This window comes from Amycolatopsis magusensis (assembly GCF_017875555.1).
Taxonomy (GTDB): Bacteria; Actinomycetota; Actinomycetes; order Mycobacteriales; family Pseudonocardiaceae; genus Amycolatopsis; species Amycolatopsis magusensis.
Genome location: NZ_JAGGMS010000001.1, coordinates 9,240,117 through 9,259,602, shown reverse-complemented (window position 1 = coordinate 9,259,602; position 19,486 = coordinate 9,240,117). Strand labels below are relative to the sequence as shown.

Sequence of the window (19,486 nt, the reverse complement as noted above, 5' to 3'; positions counted from 1 at the left end):
CGTCAGACGGCCTGGGGGTGCGCATGACGATCGTCTATCGGGCATTCGGTCCGCTGCTGGTGGAGCGGGACGGGGTGGAACTGCGCCTGGGCAGACCACAGGCGCGCCTGCTGTTCGCCATCCTCCTGGCGGAGGCGAACCAGGTGGTCTCGGTCGACCGGCTCGCCGAGGCGCTGTGGGGTGCGTCGCCGCCACCGAGCTACCGCGTGCAGATCCAGGGTCTGGTCTCGCAGTTGCGGCGGGCGTTGCGGGAGCCGGGCGATGCCGACCCGATCGTCACCGTTGGCCACGGGTACCGGCTGCCGGTGTCGCCTGGGAAGTCCGATGTGGACAGTTTTGCCGAGTTCGCCCGGCGTGGGCGGCAGCTGCTCGCCGACGGCGACCTCGAAGCCGGGGTGCGCGTGCTGCGCGAAGGGCTGGCGCTGTGGCGCGGTGCGGTGCTCGAAGACGTCCGGCTCGACGCGCTCACCGAATTCGTCACCGCGTGGGAAGAACGGCGGCTCGCGGTCCTCGAAGAATGCATCGACGCGCAACTGCGGCTCGGCGCCGATGACGAGCTGAGCACCGAACTGCGCGAACTGATCACCGCGCACCCGTTCCGTGAACGCTTCTGCGGGCAGCTGATGACCGCGCTCGCCGATCGCGGCCGTGCCGCCGACGCACTGGCGGTTTACCAGCGGTGGCGGGAAAAGCTCGTCGAGGAGCTGGGAGTGGAGCCGTCGGCGGCACTGCGCGGGATCCAGGTCGGCATTTTGCGCACCGAACCCGCCCAGGACCTCCAGCAGCTCGACCCGGAGTCGCTACGGCTGCTCACGCGGCTGGCCGTGCTGCCGATGCCCGAGTTCTCCGCCTGGATCGCCGCCGCGGTGGTCGACGGCGACCCCGCCGAGGCCGAGCGCCTGCTGGGCGATCTGCGTGAGCGGCAACTGGTCCGGGAAAGCGGGCGGCGGTACCGGCTGCACGACCTCGTCCGCACCTCTGTGCCGGAAACCGTGGGCGCGGAACGGGAAGCGGCCCTCGAACGCGTGCTCGGCGGACTGCTGTGGCAGACCGAACGGGCCGCCGCCCGCCTGCCGGGCAGTGTGCTGCGGCCCGAGCCGGGTGCCGCGAAGCGGTGGCCGGTGGACATCCCGCCGCCCGCGGATCCGCTGGCCTGGTTCGAGGCCGAGCAGCAGGGCATCGAGGACGCGGTCGGCTACGCGGCCGCGGCCGGGTTCGCCGAACTGGCCTGGGAAATCGCCGCGACGGCGGCCTCCTACTTCGACTACCGCGGGCTGTACCAGGAGTGGGCCCGATGCCACTACCTCGCGCTGACGGCCGTGCGGGAAGCCGGGGACGCGCGCGGGGAAGCGGCGCTACTGCGCGGGATCGGGCAGTTGCACATCTACTGGGACGAGTTCACCGACGCGGTGAAGGCGCTGAGCACCTCGTACCGGATCAGCTCCTCGCTGGGCGACCGGCTCGGCATGGCCCGCGCGCTGACCGGCCTCGGCGTGGTCTCCCGGGTGACCTGGCGGCCGGAGCAGGCACACGCGCGCAGCGTGCGCGCGCTGGAGATGTTCGTCGAATGCGGGGACCGGCTGGGCGCGGCCCACAGCCACACCTCGATCGCCGCGGTCTGCCTGGAACTGGGGCAGCTCGCCGACGCGGAGTCCGCGCTCGACCAGGCCCGCCGGCTGTGCGCCGAACTCGGGGACGACCACCGGATGGCGCTCGTGCTGCGGCGGGTCGGCCAGCTCCACCTGCGCCGCGGTGACCCCGAGCGTGCGCTGGCCAGCCTGTACCAGGCGATCGAGCGGCTGGAATCGCTGCGCGACGACCAGTGCGCGGCCCAGGTGCGGCTCGACATCGGCCGCGCCCACCGGGTGCTCGGCGAATGCCAGGACGCCGCGCGCCTGTTCAAGGCGGCTTCTTCCCGGTTCACCAGGGTCGGCAACCGGAGCAGCGCCGCGGCCTGCGTGCTGGAGATCGACCGCACCGGCGTGGAAAGTTAGGCGCCGCGCAGACTGGTCAGGGCGCGCTGCTGGATCCGCCGTACCGCGGCGGCCGTGCTCCCCATCGCTTCGGCGGCGTGCTCGGCGCTCATCCCGAGCGCGACCCGCAGCACGATGACCTCGCGTTCGATCTCCGGCAGCGCGTGGATCACCGCGCCGAGCTGGTCGTCGGTGCCCGGGCGCGCTTCGCCGACCCGCTGGAAGGCGATCTCGTAGACGAAGGCACGCAGGGAACCGTCGTCCCGGCGGGTGGGCAGCGCGGTCAGCACCGAGATGCAGACCTCCTGCGCCACCTCGTCCGCCGGGGCGAAGGAATCCCCGTGCTTGCCGATGCGCGCGCGGCAGTACCGGACCACGGACGGCCGGATGGCCGCGATCAGCCGCTCCAGCGCGGCCGGGTTGCCGGTGGCGGCTTCGGCGACCACCGCGGCACAGGTCTCGGAAGGTTGGACGCAGAGCTTCTCCGCTGTCTCCATGCCGGTGTAACTCGGAACGGGTTACCCCATGACGAGGACGTTGCCAATTCGAAATATGGTCAGCCGAATTCTCGCATCAGCGCAGCCGGTGACTCTGGAAAAAGCGCCAGATGACCGGGGTCGCGTCGAGCACCGTGGGGGTCGCGGAGTCGCTGTTCGGCTTGGTGCTGGGCCAAACGTGTCCCGCGCCTTCGATGCGGTAGTGCGCCAGACTGCTCCATTTGTCGCAACCGGGCCATTTCTGCACGGTCACCTTCGGCTGCGGTGAATAGGTCACCGGATGGGCGAAACAATCGTTGCGGTCCGCCCATTCCCCGAGCCAGTCCGGAATGGCGGGCAGGCCCTTCGCCGGATTGCCGTCGTAGGGGATCGTGGCGTCGGCGGTGCCGTGGAAGACCAGCAGCGGCGCGGGACGGCTGGGCTCGCAGGCGCCGCCCTCCGGGTAGTAGGCGCCGGCGACCGGCGCGAACGCGGCGATCCGGCCCGGCAGGCGGCAGGCCAGCACGCCGACGAACCCGCCGCCGTTGGACTTCCCGGTCGCGTAGATCCGCTTCGGGTCCACGCACAGCTCCCGCTGCAGCTTCGAGAGCAGGTCGCTGGTGAACAGCACGTCGTCGGCGTCGGCCGAGTACGGCGCCCCGGTCCACGCCGATCCGCCGTCGGTGCCGACGAGGCCCTGCGGGTAGACGGCGATGGTGTTCACCCCGGAGAACTCCGACAGCTCCTCCTGCCATTGCGAGGTGCGCTTGTGCCCGTGGAAGGACAGCACCACCGACGTGGGCCGGTGCGGCTGGTAGTTCGCCGGGAGGTGGACGGTGTACTCCCTGGTCAGGCCGCCGGAGACGAGCGTCTGCCCGCCGGTCGTGCCCGGGGTCACCGGCGGGGTCCGCCCGCAGCCGGTAGTGGGCACCGGGTGGTCGGCGACGCCGCTCGCCGAGGCCGGGGTGGCGGGCAGCAGGGCGAGGAACAGCGTGGCGGCTACCAGCAGCTTCGAACGGGGTCGGAGCACGTGATCCTCCTTGATCAACGGGCCGAATGCCGGTCAAGGATCACCGCGGCGGTGATGGGGGTCACGTTTTCGTTCATTGTGTTCACTCTCCGGGGTTTCACCCGTACGGGGTCGGGGTACCCATGACCAGCGTTGTGCAGGCCGATTCGAGGGAGTTCACGGTGACGGTGCCGAGGCGCGAGCAGATCCTCAACGCGAGGATGTCCCTGACCGACGGACCGGAGAGCACTTCCTGGGCGCGGACGCAGGTGCGCCTGATGCTCGACGGCGCGACACCCGAGGCGGTGCACCGGGCGCTCCTCGTGGTCGACGAGCTGATCAAGGACGCCGAGCGCTACCACGAGCAGGTCGGCGAGATCCGGCTCGGCCTCAACCGCCAGGCCGCGCGCCTGCACCTCGAACTCGACGCCAAGGCCAGCGGCGAACCGCTGGAGGCCCCGGTCGAGGACGACATCGACGGCCGTCTGCTGCTCGAACAACTGCCGCTCGACTGGGGCGTCCGCACCGACGGCACCACGCGGACCGTCTGGGCCGTCCTGGACCTGGCCCACCGTCCCTGATCAGGGGCGCTCGGCCGCCGCTTCCCGTTCGTAGGTTTCCAGCGTTTCGACGACGAGCTGCCGCTGCTCGGGCGTGAGCGGCTCCAGCGCCTTGCGCCAAGCCCTCGCGCCCGCCGAAAGCCAGGCGTCCACGTCGTCGCGGTGCTGCTCGGCGATGCTCACGATGGTGCGGCGCCGATCCTGCTCGTCCTCGCGGCGTTCGAGCACGCCCTGCCTGCTCAGGTCGCCCACCATCAGGCTCACCGTGGCGGGCGCGACCTGGAGCAGGCGGGCGAGTTCGTTGACCGGCATCGGCCCGTCGAACAGCAGGTAGGCGAGCAGCGACAGGTGCCGCGGCGCGAGGGAGAAGGAGCGGAGCTGCTCGGGGATCGGGAGCCGCTTGAGCCGCCCGGCCATCCGTGGCATGAGCAACAGCAGCGTGCGGATCCCCTGATCGACGCTGAGCCCTTCGTCCGCCACGCCCCGATCCTACGAGCCCGAGCCGAACGCCAGGAGTGGGGCATTACTTGCGTCCATTGCAAGTAATGCCCCACTCATAGCATTCAGCCGGGGCTTGGCGGCGGGTTACGGCTTCCGGCCCAGACCGGCGAAGGCGCTGCTGGTGGCCGGTTCGGCGAGGAAGTCCTGCGTGGCTTCGGACTTCAGCTCGTCCGGCCGCCACTCCGGGATCCAGGTGACGCCCGGGTCCACCAGGTCGAAGCCGTCGAAGAAGCGGGTGAACTCCTCGCGCGAGCGCAGGTGCAGCGGCGTCGCCGAGTTGCGGTACTGGCGGCGGACCTCGGCCCGCTCCTCCTCGCCCTCGGCGGGCACGCCGTCCACGGTCATGTGCGAGGACAGGAAGTACGAACCCGGCACCAGCAGGTCCCGGTACTGCCCGATGATGTCCTCCGGGCCGTCTTCCGGGCTGACGAAGTACAGCACGTTCACCATGATCAGCCCGATCGGTTCCCGCGGGTTGAGCACGCCGGTGTCCATCGCGCGTTCCCAGACGTCCTCCGGGTTCCGCAGGTCGGCCTGCAGCACGGCGTGCCGGCGCAGGTCGCCTTCGCGCTCCAGCAGCACCTGCGAGTGCGCCACCGCGACGGGCTCGTTGTCCACGTAGACGCAGCGGCTGTCCGGGTTCACCGAATCGGCGATTTCGTGCACGTTGCCCACGGTCGGCACGCCAGACCCGAGGTCGAGGAACTGGGTGATGCCCTGGCGGGCGAGGTAGTGCACCCCGCGGCCGAGGAACTCGCGGCCGACCTTGGCCATCGCGCGCACCATCGGGAACGCGGCCACGGCCTTCGCGCCGAACTCGCGGTCGATCGCCCAGTTCGCGTTGCCGCCCAGGAACCAGTCGTAGATCCGCGCCGGATTGGGGTGGTCCAGGTCGACGCCGTCGGGAACGAGGTCGGGATCGTGTTCGGACATGAGGACTCCTCGCGTTCGCCTGCGCACACCGTAGCGGGTTGGCGGTACCCTGCCCGCCATGGGACGGCCGCCGCGGCACGACATGGATCGCTTGCTGGACGCCGCGGCCGCGCTGGCCGCCGAGGGCGGGCCCGCCGCGGTCACCGTCACCGCGGTCGCCCGTGAGGCCGGTGCGCCCAGCGGGTCGATCTACCACCGTTTCCCCAGCCGGGCGGCGCTGCTCGCGGAACTGTGGCTGCGCACCGTGGAGCGGTTCCAGGAGGGCTTCCTCGACGCGCTCGACGGCGACTCGCCTGCCGCGGCGGCCCGGCACGTCGTCTCGTGGAGCCGGGTGCACCCCGCCGAGGCGGCGGTCCTGCTCTACGGGCCGGTCGACTTCGGCGAGCCGACGTGGCCCACCGACGCGCGGGACCGCCTGGCCAAGCGCAACGCGCAGGTCGACCGCACGCTGCGAGCGCTGGCCGACCGCCTCGGCCGGTCCGGCGCCGAAGACGTCGACCGGCTGGTGCTCGCCACCGTCGACATCCCCTACTCGACCGTGCGGCGGCACCTGCGCGGTGGTTCGGGGATCCCGGAGTACGCCGAGGACCTGGTTGCCGACTGCGCGGACCGGCTGCTGACGCGTTAGGCCGTTCGACTGGAGTACCTCCACGATCGGGGGGTCGGCGGGGCCGGCCCTGGTTCTGCGCGGTGGAGATCGCTTAGCTGAAGGGCCGGCAAGCGACCTCAGGGGGCAGCAGTTGATCGACATGACCGCGGTGGAAGCGTTGATGTACCAAGGGGATCCACTCGCGGACGCGGTGATCGCCGACCTCGCCGAGACCGGCCGCATCGAGGCCGTGAACGAGGTGCTGGCGCAGTTCCGCGCGAACGACCAGCCCATCCCGGGGGACCTGCCGGAGTCGGTGCGTGACTACCTCATCGCCACGGACGTGCCCCCGGATTGGGCTGACCTGGACCGCGTGGCCCACGCGTACGAGTTCTTCGCCGATGACGGGGTGCACGTCGCTTCCGTGTTGTCCTTCGGTGCCATGGTCAACTGCTACGCCCAGCCGCGCCCGTCCCGCGTGCTGACGTTGACCCACCGCCTGAACCAGCCCCATCGTCGTCTCTCGGAGACCTCGCAGTTCGTGCTGAACATGATGGGCCGAGACCCGTTCGGCAGCGGCGGGAGCTTCGTGCCGACGATCCAGAAGACGCGGTTGATCCACGCCGCCGTGCGGTACTTCATCGAACGTTCGGGCAAGTGGGACAGCGCGGCCGAAGGTGTGCCGCTGTGCCAGCAGGACCTGCTCGGCGCGTTGTTCATCTTCTCGGTGCAGGTGATCGACGGGATGCGCCGCATCGGGATCTCGGTGAGCGAGGACGAGGCCGAGAGCTACTACTACGTCTGGCGCGTCACCGGCGCGATGCTCGGCATCCCGGCCGAAGCCATGCCCGAAACCTTGGCGGAGGCACGGGAACTGAACGCCCTGCTCGTCGAGGCGGTGTACGCGCCCTCGCCGGAAGGTGTGGCGCTCACCCGGAACCTGCTCGACCTGTACGAGAACATACTGCCCGGCGAGGTGTTCGACGGCGTCATCGCGGCCATGGTCCGGCAGACGGTGGACCCGCGGGTCGCCGACTGGATGGAGGTGCCGGACTCGCGCGGCTGGACGACCGCGGTCCGCGCCGGGACCCGGTTGATGCGGGCGCTCGAACGCGGCGAGGACCGCAGCCGGATCGCCACGAAGGTACTGGACAAGGCGGGGGAGATCCTGCTCGGCGGCAGCGTGCGCACCCTCACCGACGGCCAGTCGACCACCCTCGACATCCCCGAGGACCTGCGGCAACGGTGGCAGGGCGCGGGAATGTGCCCGGCGAAACCCGCTTAGGCGGGTCCTTTTCGGACTTTCCGGGAGCCGGGCCGCGTTGGGCGTCTTCCGGTCACCCGGAGGTTGCGCTGCGGGAAGCAGCCGGAACTTCTACGGTGCCCGCATGGGAATCATGCGCACCATGGACGTCGACACGGTGCTCCAGCGGCAGGAGTCCGGCGACCTCAAACGCCGCCTGCGTGGCCGTGACCTGGTCGGATTCGGGGTCGGCATCATCATCGGCACCGGCATCTTCACCCTGGCCGGGGTCGAGGCGAAGACCCACGCCGGGCCCGCGGTGACCCTGTCCTTCGTGATCGGCGCCGTGGTCGCCGGGCTGGCCGCGCTCTGCTACGCGGAACTGGCCTCGAGCGTGCCGACCGCGGGCAGTGCCTACACCTACGCCTTCGCCACGCTCGGCGAAGTGTTCGCCTGGATCATCGGCTGGGACCTGCTCCTGGAGTTCGCGCTCGGCGCGGCGGTGGTTTCGCGGGGCTGGTCCGGCTACCTGGCGAACCTGCTCGGCCTGCCGCCGGAGTGGTTCGGCGAGGACGCCACGATCAACGTCGGCGCGGTCCTGATCATCGCCGTGCTGACCGTGGTCGCGGTGGCCGGGATCAAGCAGTCGGCGTTGTTCACCAACGTGCTCGTGGTGGTCAAGGTCGCCGTCTGCCTGCTGATCCTCGGCATCGGCGTGTTCTTCGTGAAAGCCTCGAACCTGACCCCGTTCATCCCGCCGGCGCGCCCGGCCGGTGAGGACGCCGACGTGCTGCACCAGCCGGTGGTCGAAGCCGGGCTGGGCCTGGAGCAGTCGGCGTTCGGCCTCGCCGGGGTGCTCACCGCCGCGGCCATCGTGTTCTTCGCCTACACCGGTTTCGAGGCGCTGGCGAACCTCGGCGAGGAAACCAAGAACCCGCGCAAGGACCTGCGGGTCGGCATCCTCGGCGCGCTCGGCATCTGCGCGCTGCTCTACATCGGGGTGTCGCTGGTGCTGACCGGGATGGTGCCGTTCACCGACATCGACGAGGGTGCGCCACTGGCCGACGCCTTCGACTCGGTGGGCATGCACTGGATCAGCGCGCTCATCTCACTCGGCGCGGTCACCGGCCTGACCTCGGTGATGATGGTGGAACTGGTGACCATCGGCCGGATCGGCTTCGCCATGGGCCGCGACGGGCTGCTGCCGAAGAAACTGGGCACCGTGCACCCGCGCTGGGGCACCCCGCACCGGGTGACCATCATCGGCGCGGTGCTGATCGCCCTGCTCGCCGCTTTCGTGCCGATCACCGAACTGTCCGACATGGTCAGCATCGGCGCGCTGTCCGCGATGATCATCGTGGCCATCGCGGTGCCGGTACTGCGGCGCAAACGCCCGGACCTGCAACGGCCGTTCACCGTGCCGTTCTCCCCGGTACTCCCGATCGTGGCGGCGCTGGCTTGTTTGTACCTGATGCTGAATCTGGACGTGCTGACGTGGATCCGGTTCGCTGCTTGGATGGGGTTGGGGTTGGTGATCTATTTCGTTTATGGGCGGCGGCATTCGCGGTTGCGTGGGCAGTAGGGTGGGGCCCCGCCCCGGTTTTTTAGTGTGACTACGGCGGGGGCTCGGATGTCAAGGCGGGAAAGATGCCTTGACATCCGAGTCCCCGCCGTGTTTTTGGCTGTGGACCGGGGTGGGGTGGGGGATCTGGGCGGGTGCTCTTGGTGGGGTGCCCGGGCGGCGGTGGGGCGGTGTCACGAATGTGGCTTTCGGGACGTTATTCGTCTCGAAAGTGGCTTCGTGACGTGGCTGCTGGGTTGGGGGTGGGGGCGATGCCGTGAATGTGGCTTTCACGGCGGAATGTGCCGTGAAAGCCACATTCACGGCACCTGTGGGGTGAGGTGCGGGGGAATGTCACGAATGTGGCTTTGGGGGCCGAATACGCCCCGAAAGCCACATTTGTGTCCGCTGGGCGGGGGAAGTGTCAGGGGCGTTGGTAGTGCAGGATTACGGCGCCGGTGGTGAGGGTGGCGACGCCGCCGAGGTGCCAGGTGGAGTAGGGCGGGTTGCCTTCGAACAGGCGCAGGCCGCCGCCGAGGGTGGCGGGGAGTAGTGAGATCCGCAGTTCGTCGATCAGCTCGGCGGACAGTAGTTGCCGGATGATGCTGGCGCTGTTCAGGACCAGGATGTCCCGGCCGGGGGTGTTCTTGAGGCCGCGGATCTCGGCCGCCGGGTCCTGGGTGGCCAGGCGCGAGTTCTGCCATTCGACCTTGTCCAGCGTCCGCGAGAATACGAGCTTTTCCACGGTGCACAACCACGTCGCCAGGTCGCGGTCGCGCGGGGAGGCGTCCGGGTCTTCGGCCACCGGGGGCCAGAAACCGGCGAAGCCTTCGTAGTTGGTGCGGCCGACGACGGCGGTGTCGGCGCCGCGCCAGACGCCTTCGAAGTAGGTGGACATCTGTTCGTGCGAGGCGTGTTCCTGCAGGAAGGCCATGCCGCCCATGCCGTCGTCCGGGGAGCCGGCGCTGTAGCCGTCGATCGAGACGTTGACCTGGGCGACGACCTTGCGGGGGTGGGACATCACGTGCTCCGTTCGCTGGTGGGTACGACCAAGTTAGGCCGACGGCCACCCCCGCCGAATCCGTCGCGGCATCAGTAATCCGAGGGCACCGCATAGGTAGGGTCACGGCATGCTGCGGGGCCGCCAGGCGGAGCAGGACACGATCACCGCGCTGCTGGGCCGGGCACGTGACGGGATCAGCGGCGCCCTCGTGGTGCGCGGGGAACCGGGCATCGGCAAGACCAGTTTGCTCGACCACGCCGCCGCCCAAGCCGGTGACCTGCGGGTTCTTCGTGGCACCGGGATCGAGTCCGAGGCCGAGCTGCCGTTCGCCGGGCTGCACCTGCTGTTGCGGCCGGTGCTGGACCGCCTGGACGCCCTGCCCGAACTCCAGCGGCGCGCCCTGGCCGGTGCCTTCGGGCTGGGCGAGAGCGGGGACGGTGACCGGTTCCTGATCGGCGCCGGCGTACTCACGCTGCTCGCCGAGCAAGGGCCGCTGCTCTGCCTGGTCGACGACGCGCAGTGGCTCGACCGGGCCTCCGCCGACGCGCTGCTCTTCGCTGCCCGCCGCCTCGACCGCGAGGGCGTGGTGCTGGTGTTCGCCGCGCGGGACTACGCCGACGCCTTCGTCGCGCCCGGTCTGCCCGAGCTGCGCCTGACCGGATTGGACGACCAGAGCGCGTCGGCGTTGCTGGATGACACGGGCATCGAACTCCCCGCCGAGCTACGGGCGCGGCTGGTCGCCGAGACCCGGGGCAATCCGCTGGCACTGCGGGAACTCCCGGCCGTGGTGTCCGCGCACGACACCGGGCCGATGCCGTTGACCACCCGCGTGCTCGACGCCTTCTGGCACCAGGTTCGCTCGCTGCCCGCGCCCTCACGGAACCTGCTCCTGCTCGCCGCCGCCGACCAGACCGGTGAGCTGAAAACCCTGCTACGGGCCGCGAACGAGCTGGGCGCCGCGCTCACCGACCTCGAACCCGCCGAGGAACGCGGGCTCGTCTCCCTGGTCGCGGGCACGCTGACCTTCCGGCACCCGCTGATCCGCGCGGCGGTCTACCACGGCGCCGCGGCGAGCAGCCGGATCGCTGTCCACAGTGCACTCGCGGCCGAGCACCACGACCCGGATCTGCGGGCCTGGCACCTCGCCGCGGCCGCCACCGGGCCGGACGAGGGCGTCGCCGCCGAGCTCGAGCGAGCGGCAGGCCGGGCGATCGCGCGTGGTGGGCACGCCGCCGCGGCCACCATGTACGAGCGTGCTGCGCGGCTCAGCGAACAACCCGAGCAGTCCGCCCGGCGGCTGCTCCTCGCCTGCGAGGCCGCGACCCGCGCGGGCAGGTTGGACTGGGCGAACTCGCTCGCCGAGACGCTGCCGCCGGATCTCGCCCCCGACCTGCGGGTGCGGTTGATCCAGGTACGGGCCAGCGCCGATTTCGCCAAGGGCGACCTGCACCACGCGCACCGGCTGCTCGTCGACGGCGCCGCGCTCGCCGACGATCCGGTCGAGGCGTTCTGGATGCTCGTGCGTGCCCTGCACGCCGCCTGGGCCGCGCCGACCGACGTGCGCCTGCTGGCCGAGCCACTGGACCGGTTCGACGAGGTCGGCCTCGCCCCGGACGACCCGCTGATGTCGATGGCCTGGCTCGCCCGCTGGGGCACCGCGATGGTGCTCGACCGCGACACCGCCGCGTTCCCGCCGCTCGACGAGGTGCTGGCCAAGGCGCGGTCCGCCGCGGCCGGGATGGGGCCGCGCGGCATGACCGAGGTGGCCAGCCGCGCACTGGTTGCCGCCCGCGACGAGGAATCAGCCGAGATTGCCACCGAGCTGATCGCCGACGCCCGCGCCCACGGCGTGATCGTCGCACTGCCCGCCGCGCTCGGGCACCTGACGCTGGTGCAGACCGTGCTCGGCAGGCATCGCGAAGCCCGGGTCACCGGTGCCGAGGGGATGCGTATCGCCGCCGACACCGGTCAGCCGCTCTGGGCCGGGTACACCGCGGGCGCGCTCGCCTACCTCGCCGCGATCGAGGGTGACGAGCCCGGCTGCCGCCACTACGCCGAGCTGACCGCCGACGATGCCGCGTCCTCCGGGGACACCTGGGCACAGACCGCGCTCGCCCTGCTCGACCTCGGCCAAGGCCGGGTGCAGAAAGCGTTCGACCGGCTGCGTGCGGTCACCAGTGGACCTTCACGACACTTGTCCGGAGTGGTCCGCTGCGTTCCCGACCACGTGGAGGCCGCCGTCCGGCTGGGTAGGCCGCAGGACGCCGCCGCCTCGCTGGAGCTGTTCGCGAACTGGGCGGCCACGATGGACCGGCCGTGGATCCACGCGCTGCTCGCCCGCTGCCGCGCGCTCACCACACCCGAGGCCGAGCCCCACTTCGTGCGGGCGCTCGACCTGCACCCGTCCGATTCACGACCCTTCGACCGGGCACGCACGGAGTTGCTCTACGGCGAGTGGCTCCGCCGGGCGCGGCGCAAGAGCAAGGCCCGCGACCACCTGAGCGCCGCGTTGAAGGTGTTCGAGGAGCTTGGCTCGGGCCCGTGGGCCGCTCGCGCGCGAGCCGAGCTCGGGGCGACCGGGGCGGGCGTGACCCCGAAGCCCGCTTCCGGCGCGCAGGCGGAACTGACCCCGCAGGAACTCCAGATCACCCAGCTCGCGGCCCAAGGTCTGTCCAATCGAGACATCGCTGCCCAGCTCTACCTGAGCCCGCGGACGGTGGCCTACCACCTGTACAAGGCCTACCCCAAGCTCGGCGTCACCTCGCGCGGCGAACTCGCGGAAGCCGGGGGTTAGGGCACCCGCCGTACCCCACGCGGCGGGTGCCCTTGGTGACCTCCTTCACCGTAATCACCAGGGGTGGACGTGGGCCTGTACCGGGACCTGTACCCGGTTTCACGACCCTGACCTGCGGGTATGACGTTCTCGGGCATTTGGCGGTGGCCGCCGGGCGGCATCTTGGGGAAGCTGGACGGGCATGTTCGGAGGTGCCAGTGGACAAAAGGCTGCGAGAGCGCCGCGTGCTGGCCGGACTGACCCAGGCGGAACTGGCCGAGCGAGCCGGGGTCAGCCTGCGGGCCGTGCGCAACGCCGAACTCGGGCACGTGCGGAGTTCCCGCGCGGAAACCACGCGCCGGTTGCTGGCCGTGCTCGCCGCGGAGGACCCGGGTGCCGCGCTGCGCATCCGCGTGCTCGGCCCGCTGTCGGTCCACCACGCCGGGGAGCCGGTCGAGCTGGGTGCCGAGAAGCAGCGGCGGTTGCTGGCCCTGCTCGCCATCCAGCCGAACCGGCTGGTGCGGCGCGAGGAGATCGTCGACGCGCTGTGGGGTGACGACCCGCCGTCGTCGTGCCTGGAGCTGGTGCACACCTATGTCGCGCGGCTGCGCAAGGTGCTCGAACCACGCCGGGTGCGGCAGGAACCGGCGCGCGTGATCACCACGGTCGAAGGCGGGTACCTGCTGTCCGTCGACGAGGAACAGTTGGACCTGCTGCAGTTCGAGGCCGCGGTCGCGCAGGAGCGCTGGCTCGACGCGCTCGGCGCCTGGCGTGGTCCCGTGCTGGCCGGGTTGGAGGGCTTCCGGCACCACCCGGTGTGCCACGCGATCACCGCCCGCCGGTCGGCCGCGGTGCTCGCCTACGCCGAAATCGCCGAGGTGCAGGGGAACCACGAGGACGCCGTGCCGCACCTGCGGGCGCTGACCGCTGCCGAACCGCTGCACGAGACCGCGCACGCCCAGCTCATGCTCGCCCTCGCGGGCGCCGGGCAGCAGGCGGCGGCACTCGAGGTGTTCGACGACATCCGCCACCGCCTGGCCGACGAGCTGGGCATCGAGCCGGGCCCCGAACTGCGGCAGGCACACGAGCGCGTGCTGCACCCGGACGCGCCGGCCGGACGGCACCGGCCCGCCCAGCTGCCCGCGGACGTCAGCGGGTTCACCGGCCGCGCGCGGGAACTGCGCTCGTTGAACCACCTGCTCCCGAACGACGGCACGGACGTGCGGATCGCCGTGGTCTCGGGCACGGCCGGGGTCGGCAAGACCGCGGTCGCGCTGCGCTGGGCCCACCGCTCGCGCGAGCACTTCCCGGACGGCCAGCTCTACCTCGACCTGCGTGGCTACGGTCCCGAGCGCCCGGTCGAACCCGGTGACGCGCTTTCGGGCTTCCTGCGGGCACTGGGGGTCGACGGCTCGGAGATCCCGGCCGAGGAGGACCAGCGTGCGGCGAAGTTCCGCACCGAACTGGACGAACGGCAGCTGCTGCTGATCCTGGACAACGCCGGGTCGGTCGAGCAGGTCCGGCCGTTGCTGCCGGGCTCGGCGAGCTGTTCGGTGCTGGTGACCAGCCGCGAGACGCTGCCCGCGCTGATCGCCCGGCACGGCGCGCACCGGGTGCTGCTCGACCTGCTGACGCCCGAGGCTTCGCTGGACCTGCTGCACCACCTGCTCGGCGCGCGGGTCGCCGTCGAGCGCGTGGCGGCGGAGGCGCTCGTCGAGTACTGCGTGCGCCTGCCGCTCGCGCTGCGGCTGGTCGCCGAACTGGCGCTGGCGAGGCCGGAGGTGTCGCTGGCCGAACTCGCCACGGAACTGGCCGACGAACGGCGGCGGCTGGACCTGCTCGACGGTGGTGGCGACCCGCGCACGGCGGTCCGCGCGGTGTTCTCGTGGTCGTACCGGCACCTGCCGCCCGATGCCGCGCGGATGTTCCGGTTGTGGGGCCTGCACCCCGGCCGCGCGCTGTCGGTCGACGCGGCCGCCGCGCTCGCCGGGGTCGACCTGGCCGAGGCACAGCGGCTGATCGGCGTGCTGGTTCGCGCGCACCTCGCCGAGGAGCTCCTGCCCGGCCGGTACCAACTGCACGACCTGCTGCGGGTCTACGCCGCCGAACTGGCGGGCGAGGACCGTGACGCGCTGACCCGGTTGTTCGACCACTACGTCGCCGCGGCCGCGCTGGCGATGGACCTGCACGCCCCGCAGGACCGGCACCTGCGGCCGGAAGCCCCGCCGCTGCGGTTCGACGGCTGGCGACCGGCGAATCCGCAGGAGTGGCTGGAGACCGAACGCGGCAACCTGCTCGCCGTGGCCTCGCACGCCACGCGCAACGACTGGCCGGACCACGTCCGCCTGCTCTCCGGCATCCTGTGGAAGTACCTCGACCTGGGTGGTTACCACGAGGACGCGCTGATGCTGCACACGCACGCGTCGGCGTTCACCGATCCCGGGAACCGCACGGACCCGCTGACGCTCATCGGCCTCGGGTACTGGCGCGTCGGCCGTTCGCGGGAAGCGTTGAGCTACCTGGAAGAGGCGCTCGCCAGCGCGCGGGAAAGCGGTAACCGCAACACCGAGAGCTACGTGCTGAACACCCTCGGCCTGGTCTGCCGGGCACTCGGGCGGTTCACCGACGCGCTGGGTTACCTGGAGCAGGCACTGGACCTGGCAAGGGAAACCGACGACCGGACCAGCGAAGGGCTGGTGCTCGTCGTGCTGGGCGCGGCGTGCCGCGGCATGGGCCGGTACACCGACGCCGCGCGCTACCTGAACCTCGCGCTGGTGGCCGCGCGCGAGACCGGGGACCGCACCAGCGAGGGCTATGTCCGGGTGAACCTCGGTGATGTGCTTTCCGCACAGGGGAAGCACGAGACCGCGGTGTCCTCATTGGAGGAAGGACTGGCGTTGTTCGCCGAGACCGGCACGCGGACCAGCGAGGGGTACGCGCTCGGCATCCTCGGTGGGGCGCTGCGGGCGCTGGGCCGGTACGACGAGGCACTGGAACGGCTGGACCAGGCGCTGGCGGTGTCCCGCGAGACCGGCGGGCGGATCAACGAGGGCGTCGCGCTGAAGCACCGCGGTGACGTGCACCGGGAGCTGGGCCGTTACGACGAAGCCGCGCGCTGCCTCAGGGAGGCGTTGTCGACCGCGCGTGAATGCTCGGATCGCGGGGTGGAATCACGGGTGCTGAATTCCCTGGGTTCCCTGGCCTCCGCCCGTGGAGAAAACACGGAGGCAGCGGCGTTTTTCCGCGACGCACTGCAGATCGCGCTCGAAACGGGCTGCATCGGCGACCAGGCGTACGCGCACCACGGGCTGGGGGAGTCCACCGGCGAACGCGAGCACTGGGAGCGGGCGCTGGCGTTGTACGCGGAAATGGGTGTGCCGGAAGCGAACGAGGTCCGAGCACGCCTCAACCTGGCCCGGGTCTGACACCATTCGAAGCATGGATCTGGAGCGACCCCGGCGCGTGACGCGTGCCTACGAGCGGTTCTTCACCGGTGAGCCGGCCGCGATGGACCCGGTGGCCCTGTTCCACGAGGTGGCCGCCTCGGTGCCCGCGTACCGCAAGTTCCTGGGCGAGCACGGGATCGACCCGGTGTCGATCACCTCGCGTCAGGACTTCGAACGCCTGCCGCTGCTCGACAAGGCCGCCTACCACCAGCGCTACCCGCTGCCGGAGCTGTGCCGCGACGGCAGGCTCGAGGACCTGGACATGATCGCGGTGTCGTCCGGTTCGAGTGGCACGCCGACGATCTGGCCGCGCTCGCTGGCCGACGAGCTGGAGATCGCCCGCCGCTTCGAGCAGGTGTTCCGCGGCTTCTCCGCCGATTCGCGCCGCACGCTGGCGGTGGTCTGCTTCCCGCTGGGCACCTGGGTCGGCGGCCTGTTCACCACGGCGTGCGTGCGCCACCTCGCGGCCAAGGGCTTCCCGATCACGGTGGTGGCGCCCGGCAACAACAAGGCGGAGATCCTGCGGGTACTGCCGGAACTGGCGCCGCACTTCGAGCAGGTGGTGCTGCTGGGCTATCCGCCATTCGTCAAGGACGTGGTCGACAGCGGCGATGACTGGTCGCGGTACGCGGTGAAACTGGTGCTCGCGGGCGAGGTGTTCAGCGAGGAATGGCGTGACCTGCTGGCCGAGCGCACCGGCATGGCCGACCCCGTGCGCGACTCGGTCTCCTTGTACGGCACGGCCGACGCCGGGGTGCTGGGGAACGAGACCGCGCTCTCGGTGGCCATCCGCCGGTTCCTCGCGAGCCGCCCGGACCTGGCGAGGGAGCTGTTCGGGGCCGACCGGCTGCCGACGCTGGTGCAGTACGACCCGGCGAGCCGGTACTTCGAGGTTTCGGACGGCACGCTGCTCTTCTCCGGCGACAACGGGATCCCGCTGGTCCGGTACCACATCGCCGACGAGGGCGGGGTGCTTGCGCACGACGAGCTGCTCGCGTTCTGCGCACGTCACGGCTTCGAGCCGCCCGCCGGTGAGGCGCTGCCGTTCGTCTACGTGTTCGGCCGCTCGCTGTTCACCGTGTCGTTCTTCGGCGCGAACGTGTACCCGGAGAACGTGACCGTGGGGCTGGAGCAGCCCGGGATCAGCGACTGGGTCACCGGCAAGTTCGTGCTCGAAGCCGTCGAGGACGAGCAGCGGGACCGCCGCCTGCGGGTGACCGTGGAACTGGCCCCCGGCCGCGAGGGTGACCCGGCCGTGGTGGCGGAGTCGATCCGGGCGCAACTGGTGCGGCTGAACAGTGAATTCGCCCACTACGTTCCCGCCGAGCGGCAACTGCCGGAGGTGGAATTGCGGAACGCAGGTGATCCGGAGTACTTCCCGATCGGGGTGAAGCACCGCTATACGCGGGGGTCGGCTTAGGAGCGCACGACCCCGGCTGCCGTCCCAAGTGGACGGGGAGTGGCGGTCTGGCGACTCGCCGTGTCGTGTCCCGCAGCCGGGCTGCCGCGACGGGCGCGGACCTGGCTCGGTGCGGGCTTCCTGGCTCGCCGGCGTCGAGCCCTCAACTGTGCGAGGTCAGCTTGCCCAGCTCGTGCTCGAAGTCGAACCACTGGTGCTCGGACCCGGCCGGGATCTTCTCGTAGGTGCGGTCGAGGAAGGCCGCCAGCTCGGCGGACGGGGCCTCCATCACGGCCTCGCCGTCCGGGGTGATCAGCTCGAAGACCACGAACTCGGGGTCGTTGGCCGGGCTGATCCGCAGGTCGCCGAGGCCGGCCGGGGCCAGCAGGCCGTCGGCGATCAGGTCGCGGGCGCACATCCACTGGACGCTGCCGCGTCCGGTGTGGAACGTGACGGCCACCGCGTACGGGTCGCTCGTGTCGTAGGAGAGCTCCGCGGGCAGCGGCGCCGGGCCTGCCGCGAAGGTGCGCAGTCCGAAGACGATCTTCGCGCGGGTGGTGTCCTGGTAGTCGGGCATCGCCGTGAGTCCTTCCGTTCTGTTCACCGGCTCTCCCTATAGAGAACGCGCGAGCACGCAGTGTGGAACATGAAACCACTTCGCTTCATCCCAAAGGAGGAGTGGCGGGGCTGATCCGGTCACCCGTCTGCGCGAACGAGCTGTGACGCGGGTTACTTCCCGGAAATTTCCGGGTGCCGTGTCGATCTGCTCGATGCCGGTTCGACGCTTACGTACAACGACACCGAACCAGGAGCGATTCCCATGGGCAAGATCGTGAACGCCACATACCTGACCCTCGACGGCGACATCAGCAACATGCAGGACTGGCACATGGACTACTTCGGCGAGGAGGCGAACCGCGCGGCCGACCAGCAGCAACGCGCCGCCGACGCGGTCATCATGGGCCGCGAGACCTACGAGGGCTTCGCCGCGGTCTGGCCGTCGGTGACCGAAGAGGACGGTTCGCCCGCCCGCATGAACCTGCTGAAGAAGTACGTGGTCTCGACCACGCTGACCGACCCGAAGTGGCAGAACACCGAGGTGATCAGCGAGAACGTGGTCGAGCGCATCCGGGAGCTGAAGGAGTCCGGCGCGAACCTGCTGCAGTACGGGTTCGGCCCGGTGACCCGCCTCATGCTGGACCACGGCCTGCTCGACGAACTGCGCGTGTGGCTGCACCCGGTGCTGTCCGGCAAGGCCGCCCCCGGCGAGCTGCTCTACCGCGACGGCCAGCAGTACAAGTTCACCTTCAACGGCGTCGAGGTGCACGAGACCGGACTGCTCATCCTCAGCTACACCCCGGTGAGCACGGGCAGCAACGCCTTGGACACCACGAACGCCTCGTAGTACCGCGGGGTGCCGTTCTCCACCGCGCCGGCTTGCCGCGCCCACCACCGGGCGCGGTCCAGCACGGTCTCGCGGTGCATGAACCCCTTGTCCGCTTCGGACTTGTAACAGGCCAGCGCCTTCAGCTTCACGTCGATGTGCGCGGTGATGTCGGTGAACAACTGCGGGGCGAACGAGTCGGCCAGTCCGGGCGGCTCACCCTGCAGGACCAGGTCCACGTGCCCGGCCCGGTGGGCGACCGTGGTCGCCACCGTGCCGACCACCTGGTGGTCCTGGTGCTCGCGCGGACCGGGGTAGTGGGTCAGCACGATGGACGGCCGCAGCCGGCGGATGTGCTGCTCGATCCGGTCGAACAGCGCCCGCCCGGCGGTCAGCGAGCCGTCCTCGAAGTCCTCGACGACGAGCTCGCTGCCGAGCACCGCGGCGGCCAGCCTGGCTTCCTTCGGACGGAGGTAGGACTGCTCGACGTCGCTGTTGGCGCCGTCGGTGAGCGACAGCACCGACAACGCGTAGCCCCGCGCGCGCAGGGCGGCGAAGGTGCCGAAACAGGCCAGCTCGGCGTCGTCCGGGTGGGCGAAAACCGCCAGCGCGACCGGCTTGCTCATGGGTCCCCTC

The 19,486-nt window shown here is 70.8% G+C and carries 16 protein-coding genes; 9 read left to right on the top strand and 7 right to left on the bottom strand.

The features are described from left to right. Positions 1-23 precede the first annotated feature (23 nt). On the top strand, positions 24-1,994 hold the full coding sequence (locus tag JOM49_RS41780) for an AfsR/SARP family transcriptional regulator (protein ID WP_209670307.1): 1,971 nt from the start codon (positions 24-26) through the stop codon (positions 1,992-1,994). Here JOM49_RS41780 and JOM49_RS41775 read toward each other — a convergent pair. Further along, the gene (locus JOM49_RS41775) at positions 1,991-2,470 is read right to left on the bottom strand and encodes a sigma factor-like helix-turn-helix DNA-binding protein (protein ID WP_209670305.1); all 480 of its coding nucleotides are present in this window, start codon (positions 2,468-2,470) and stop codon (positions 1,991-1,993) included. The genes JOM49_RS41780 and JOM49_RS41775 overlap by 4 nt on opposite strands. A 76-nt stretch (positions 2,471-2,546) precedes the next feature. Next, positions 2,547-3,479, bottom strand: a complete 933-nt coding sequence (locus JOM49_RS41770) for a CE1 family esterase (RefSeq protein WP_372444200.1) — start codon at positions 3,477-3,479, stop codon at positions 2,547-2,549. A gap of 161 nt (positions 3,480-3,640) precedes the next feature. On the opposite strand from JOM49_RS41770, the gene JOM49_RS41765 reads away from it, so the two are divergent. After that, positions 3,641-4,039, top strand: coding sequence for an ATP-binding protein (locus JOM49_RS41765; protein ID WP_209670303.1), 399 nt, complete (start codon positions 3,641-3,643; stop codon positions 4,037-4,039). Here JOM49_RS41765 and JOM49_RS41760 read toward each other — a convergent pair whose 3' ends face one another. Continuing rightward, complete coding sequence (locus JOM49_RS41760; RefSeq protein WP_209672265.1) at positions 4,040-4,444, bottom strand: MarR family transcriptional regulator; 405 nt, start codon at positions 4,442-4,444, stop codon at positions 4,040-4,042. Between the two features lie 159 nt (positions 4,445-4,603). After that, positions 4,604-5,452, bottom strand: a complete 849-nt coding sequence (locus JOM49_RS41755) for an SAM-dependent methyltransferase (protein WP_209670301.1) — start codon at positions 5,450-5,452, stop codon at positions 4,604-4,606. 58 nt (positions 5,453-5,510) lie between these two features. On the opposite strand from JOM49_RS41755, the gene JOM49_RS41750 reads away from it, so the two are divergent. From JOM49_RS41750 to JOM49_RS41740, 3 genes are all read left to right on the top strand, one after another. After that, positions 5,511-6,080 carry a TetR/AcrR family transcriptional regulator gene (locus tag JOM49_RS41750; protein WP_209670299.1) on the top strand — a complete coding sequence of 190 codons (570 nt, stop codon included), beginning with the start codon at positions 5,511-5,513 and terminating at the stop codon, positions 6,078-6,080. A 121-nt stretch (positions 6,081-6,201) separates the two neighbouring features. Next, positions 6,202-7,326, top strand: a complete 1,125-nt coding sequence (locus tag JOM49_RS41745) for an oxygenase MpaB family protein (RefSeq protein WP_209670297.1) — start codon at positions 6,202-6,204, stop codon at positions 7,324-7,326. 103 nt (positions 7,327-7,429) lie between these two features. Next, the gene (locus JOM49_RS41740; protein ID WP_209670294.1) at positions 7,430-8,866 is read left to right on the top strand and encodes an amino acid permease; all 1,437 of its coding nucleotides are present in this window, start codon (positions 7,430-7,432) and stop codon (positions 8,864-8,866) included. A 403-nt stretch (positions 8,867-9,269) separates the two neighbouring features. On the opposite strand, the gene JOM49_RS41735 is transcribed toward JOM49_RS41740, so the two are convergent. Beyond that, the gene (locus JOM49_RS41735) at positions 9,270-9,866 is read right to left on the bottom strand and encodes a dihydrofolate reductase family protein (protein WP_209670293.1); all 597 of its coding nucleotides are present in this window, start codon (positions 9,864-9,866) and stop codon (positions 9,270-9,272) included. A gap of 109 nt (positions 9,867-9,975) precedes the next feature. Between JOM49_RS41735 and JOM49_RS41730 the strand changes: the two genes are divergently transcribed. The 3 genes from JOM49_RS41730 (at position 9,976) to JOM49_RS41720 (ending at position 17,487) form a co-directional block, all read left to right on the top strand. After that, positions 9,976-12,642, top strand: a complete 2,667-nt coding sequence (locus JOM49_RS41730; protein ID WP_209670291.1) for a helix-turn-helix transcriptional regulator — start codon at positions 9,976-9,978, stop codon at positions 12,640-12,642. 197 nt (positions 12,643-12,839) lie between these two features. Beyond that, positions 12,840-16,046, top strand: a complete 3,207-nt coding sequence (locus tag JOM49_RS41725; protein WP_308159043.1) for a tetratricopeptide repeat protein — start codon at positions 12,840-12,842, stop codon at positions 16,044-16,046. Positions 16,047-16,059: 13 nt separating this feature from the next. Further along, the gene (locus tag JOM49_RS41720; protein WP_209670289.1) at positions 16,060-17,487 is read left to right on the top strand and encodes a phenylacetate--CoA ligase family protein; all 1,428 of its coding nucleotides are present in this window, start codon (positions 16,060-16,062) and stop codon (positions 17,485-17,487) included. Between the two features lie 142 nt (positions 17,488-17,629). Here the strand turns inward: JOM49_RS41720 and JOM49_RS41715 are convergent, their stop codons facing one another. Continuing rightward, positions 17,630-18,043 (bottom strand): SsgA family sporulation/cell division regulator, encoded by a 414-nt coding sequence (locus tag JOM49_RS41715; RefSeq protein ID WP_209672261.1) that lies wholly within the window; start codon positions 18,041-18,043, stop codon positions 17,630-17,632. A 243-nt stretch (positions 18,044-18,286) separates the two neighbouring features. On the opposite strand from JOM49_RS41715, the gene JOM49_RS41710 reads away from it, so the two are divergent. Next, positions 18,287-18,871 (top strand): dihydrofolate reductase family protein, encoded by a 585-nt coding sequence (locus tag JOM49_RS41710; protein WP_209670287.1) that lies wholly within the window; start codon positions 18,287-18,289, stop codon positions 18,869-18,871. On the opposite strand, the gene JOM49_RS41705 is transcribed toward JOM49_RS41710, so the two are convergent. Then, complete coding sequence (locus JOM49_RS41705; protein ID WP_209670285.1) at positions 18,817-19,476, bottom strand: PIG-L deacetylase family protein; 660 nt, start codon at positions 19,474-19,476, stop codon at positions 18,817-18,819. The genes JOM49_RS41710 and JOM49_RS41705 overlap by 55 nt on opposite strands. Positions 19,477-19,486 lie beyond the last annotated feature (10 nt).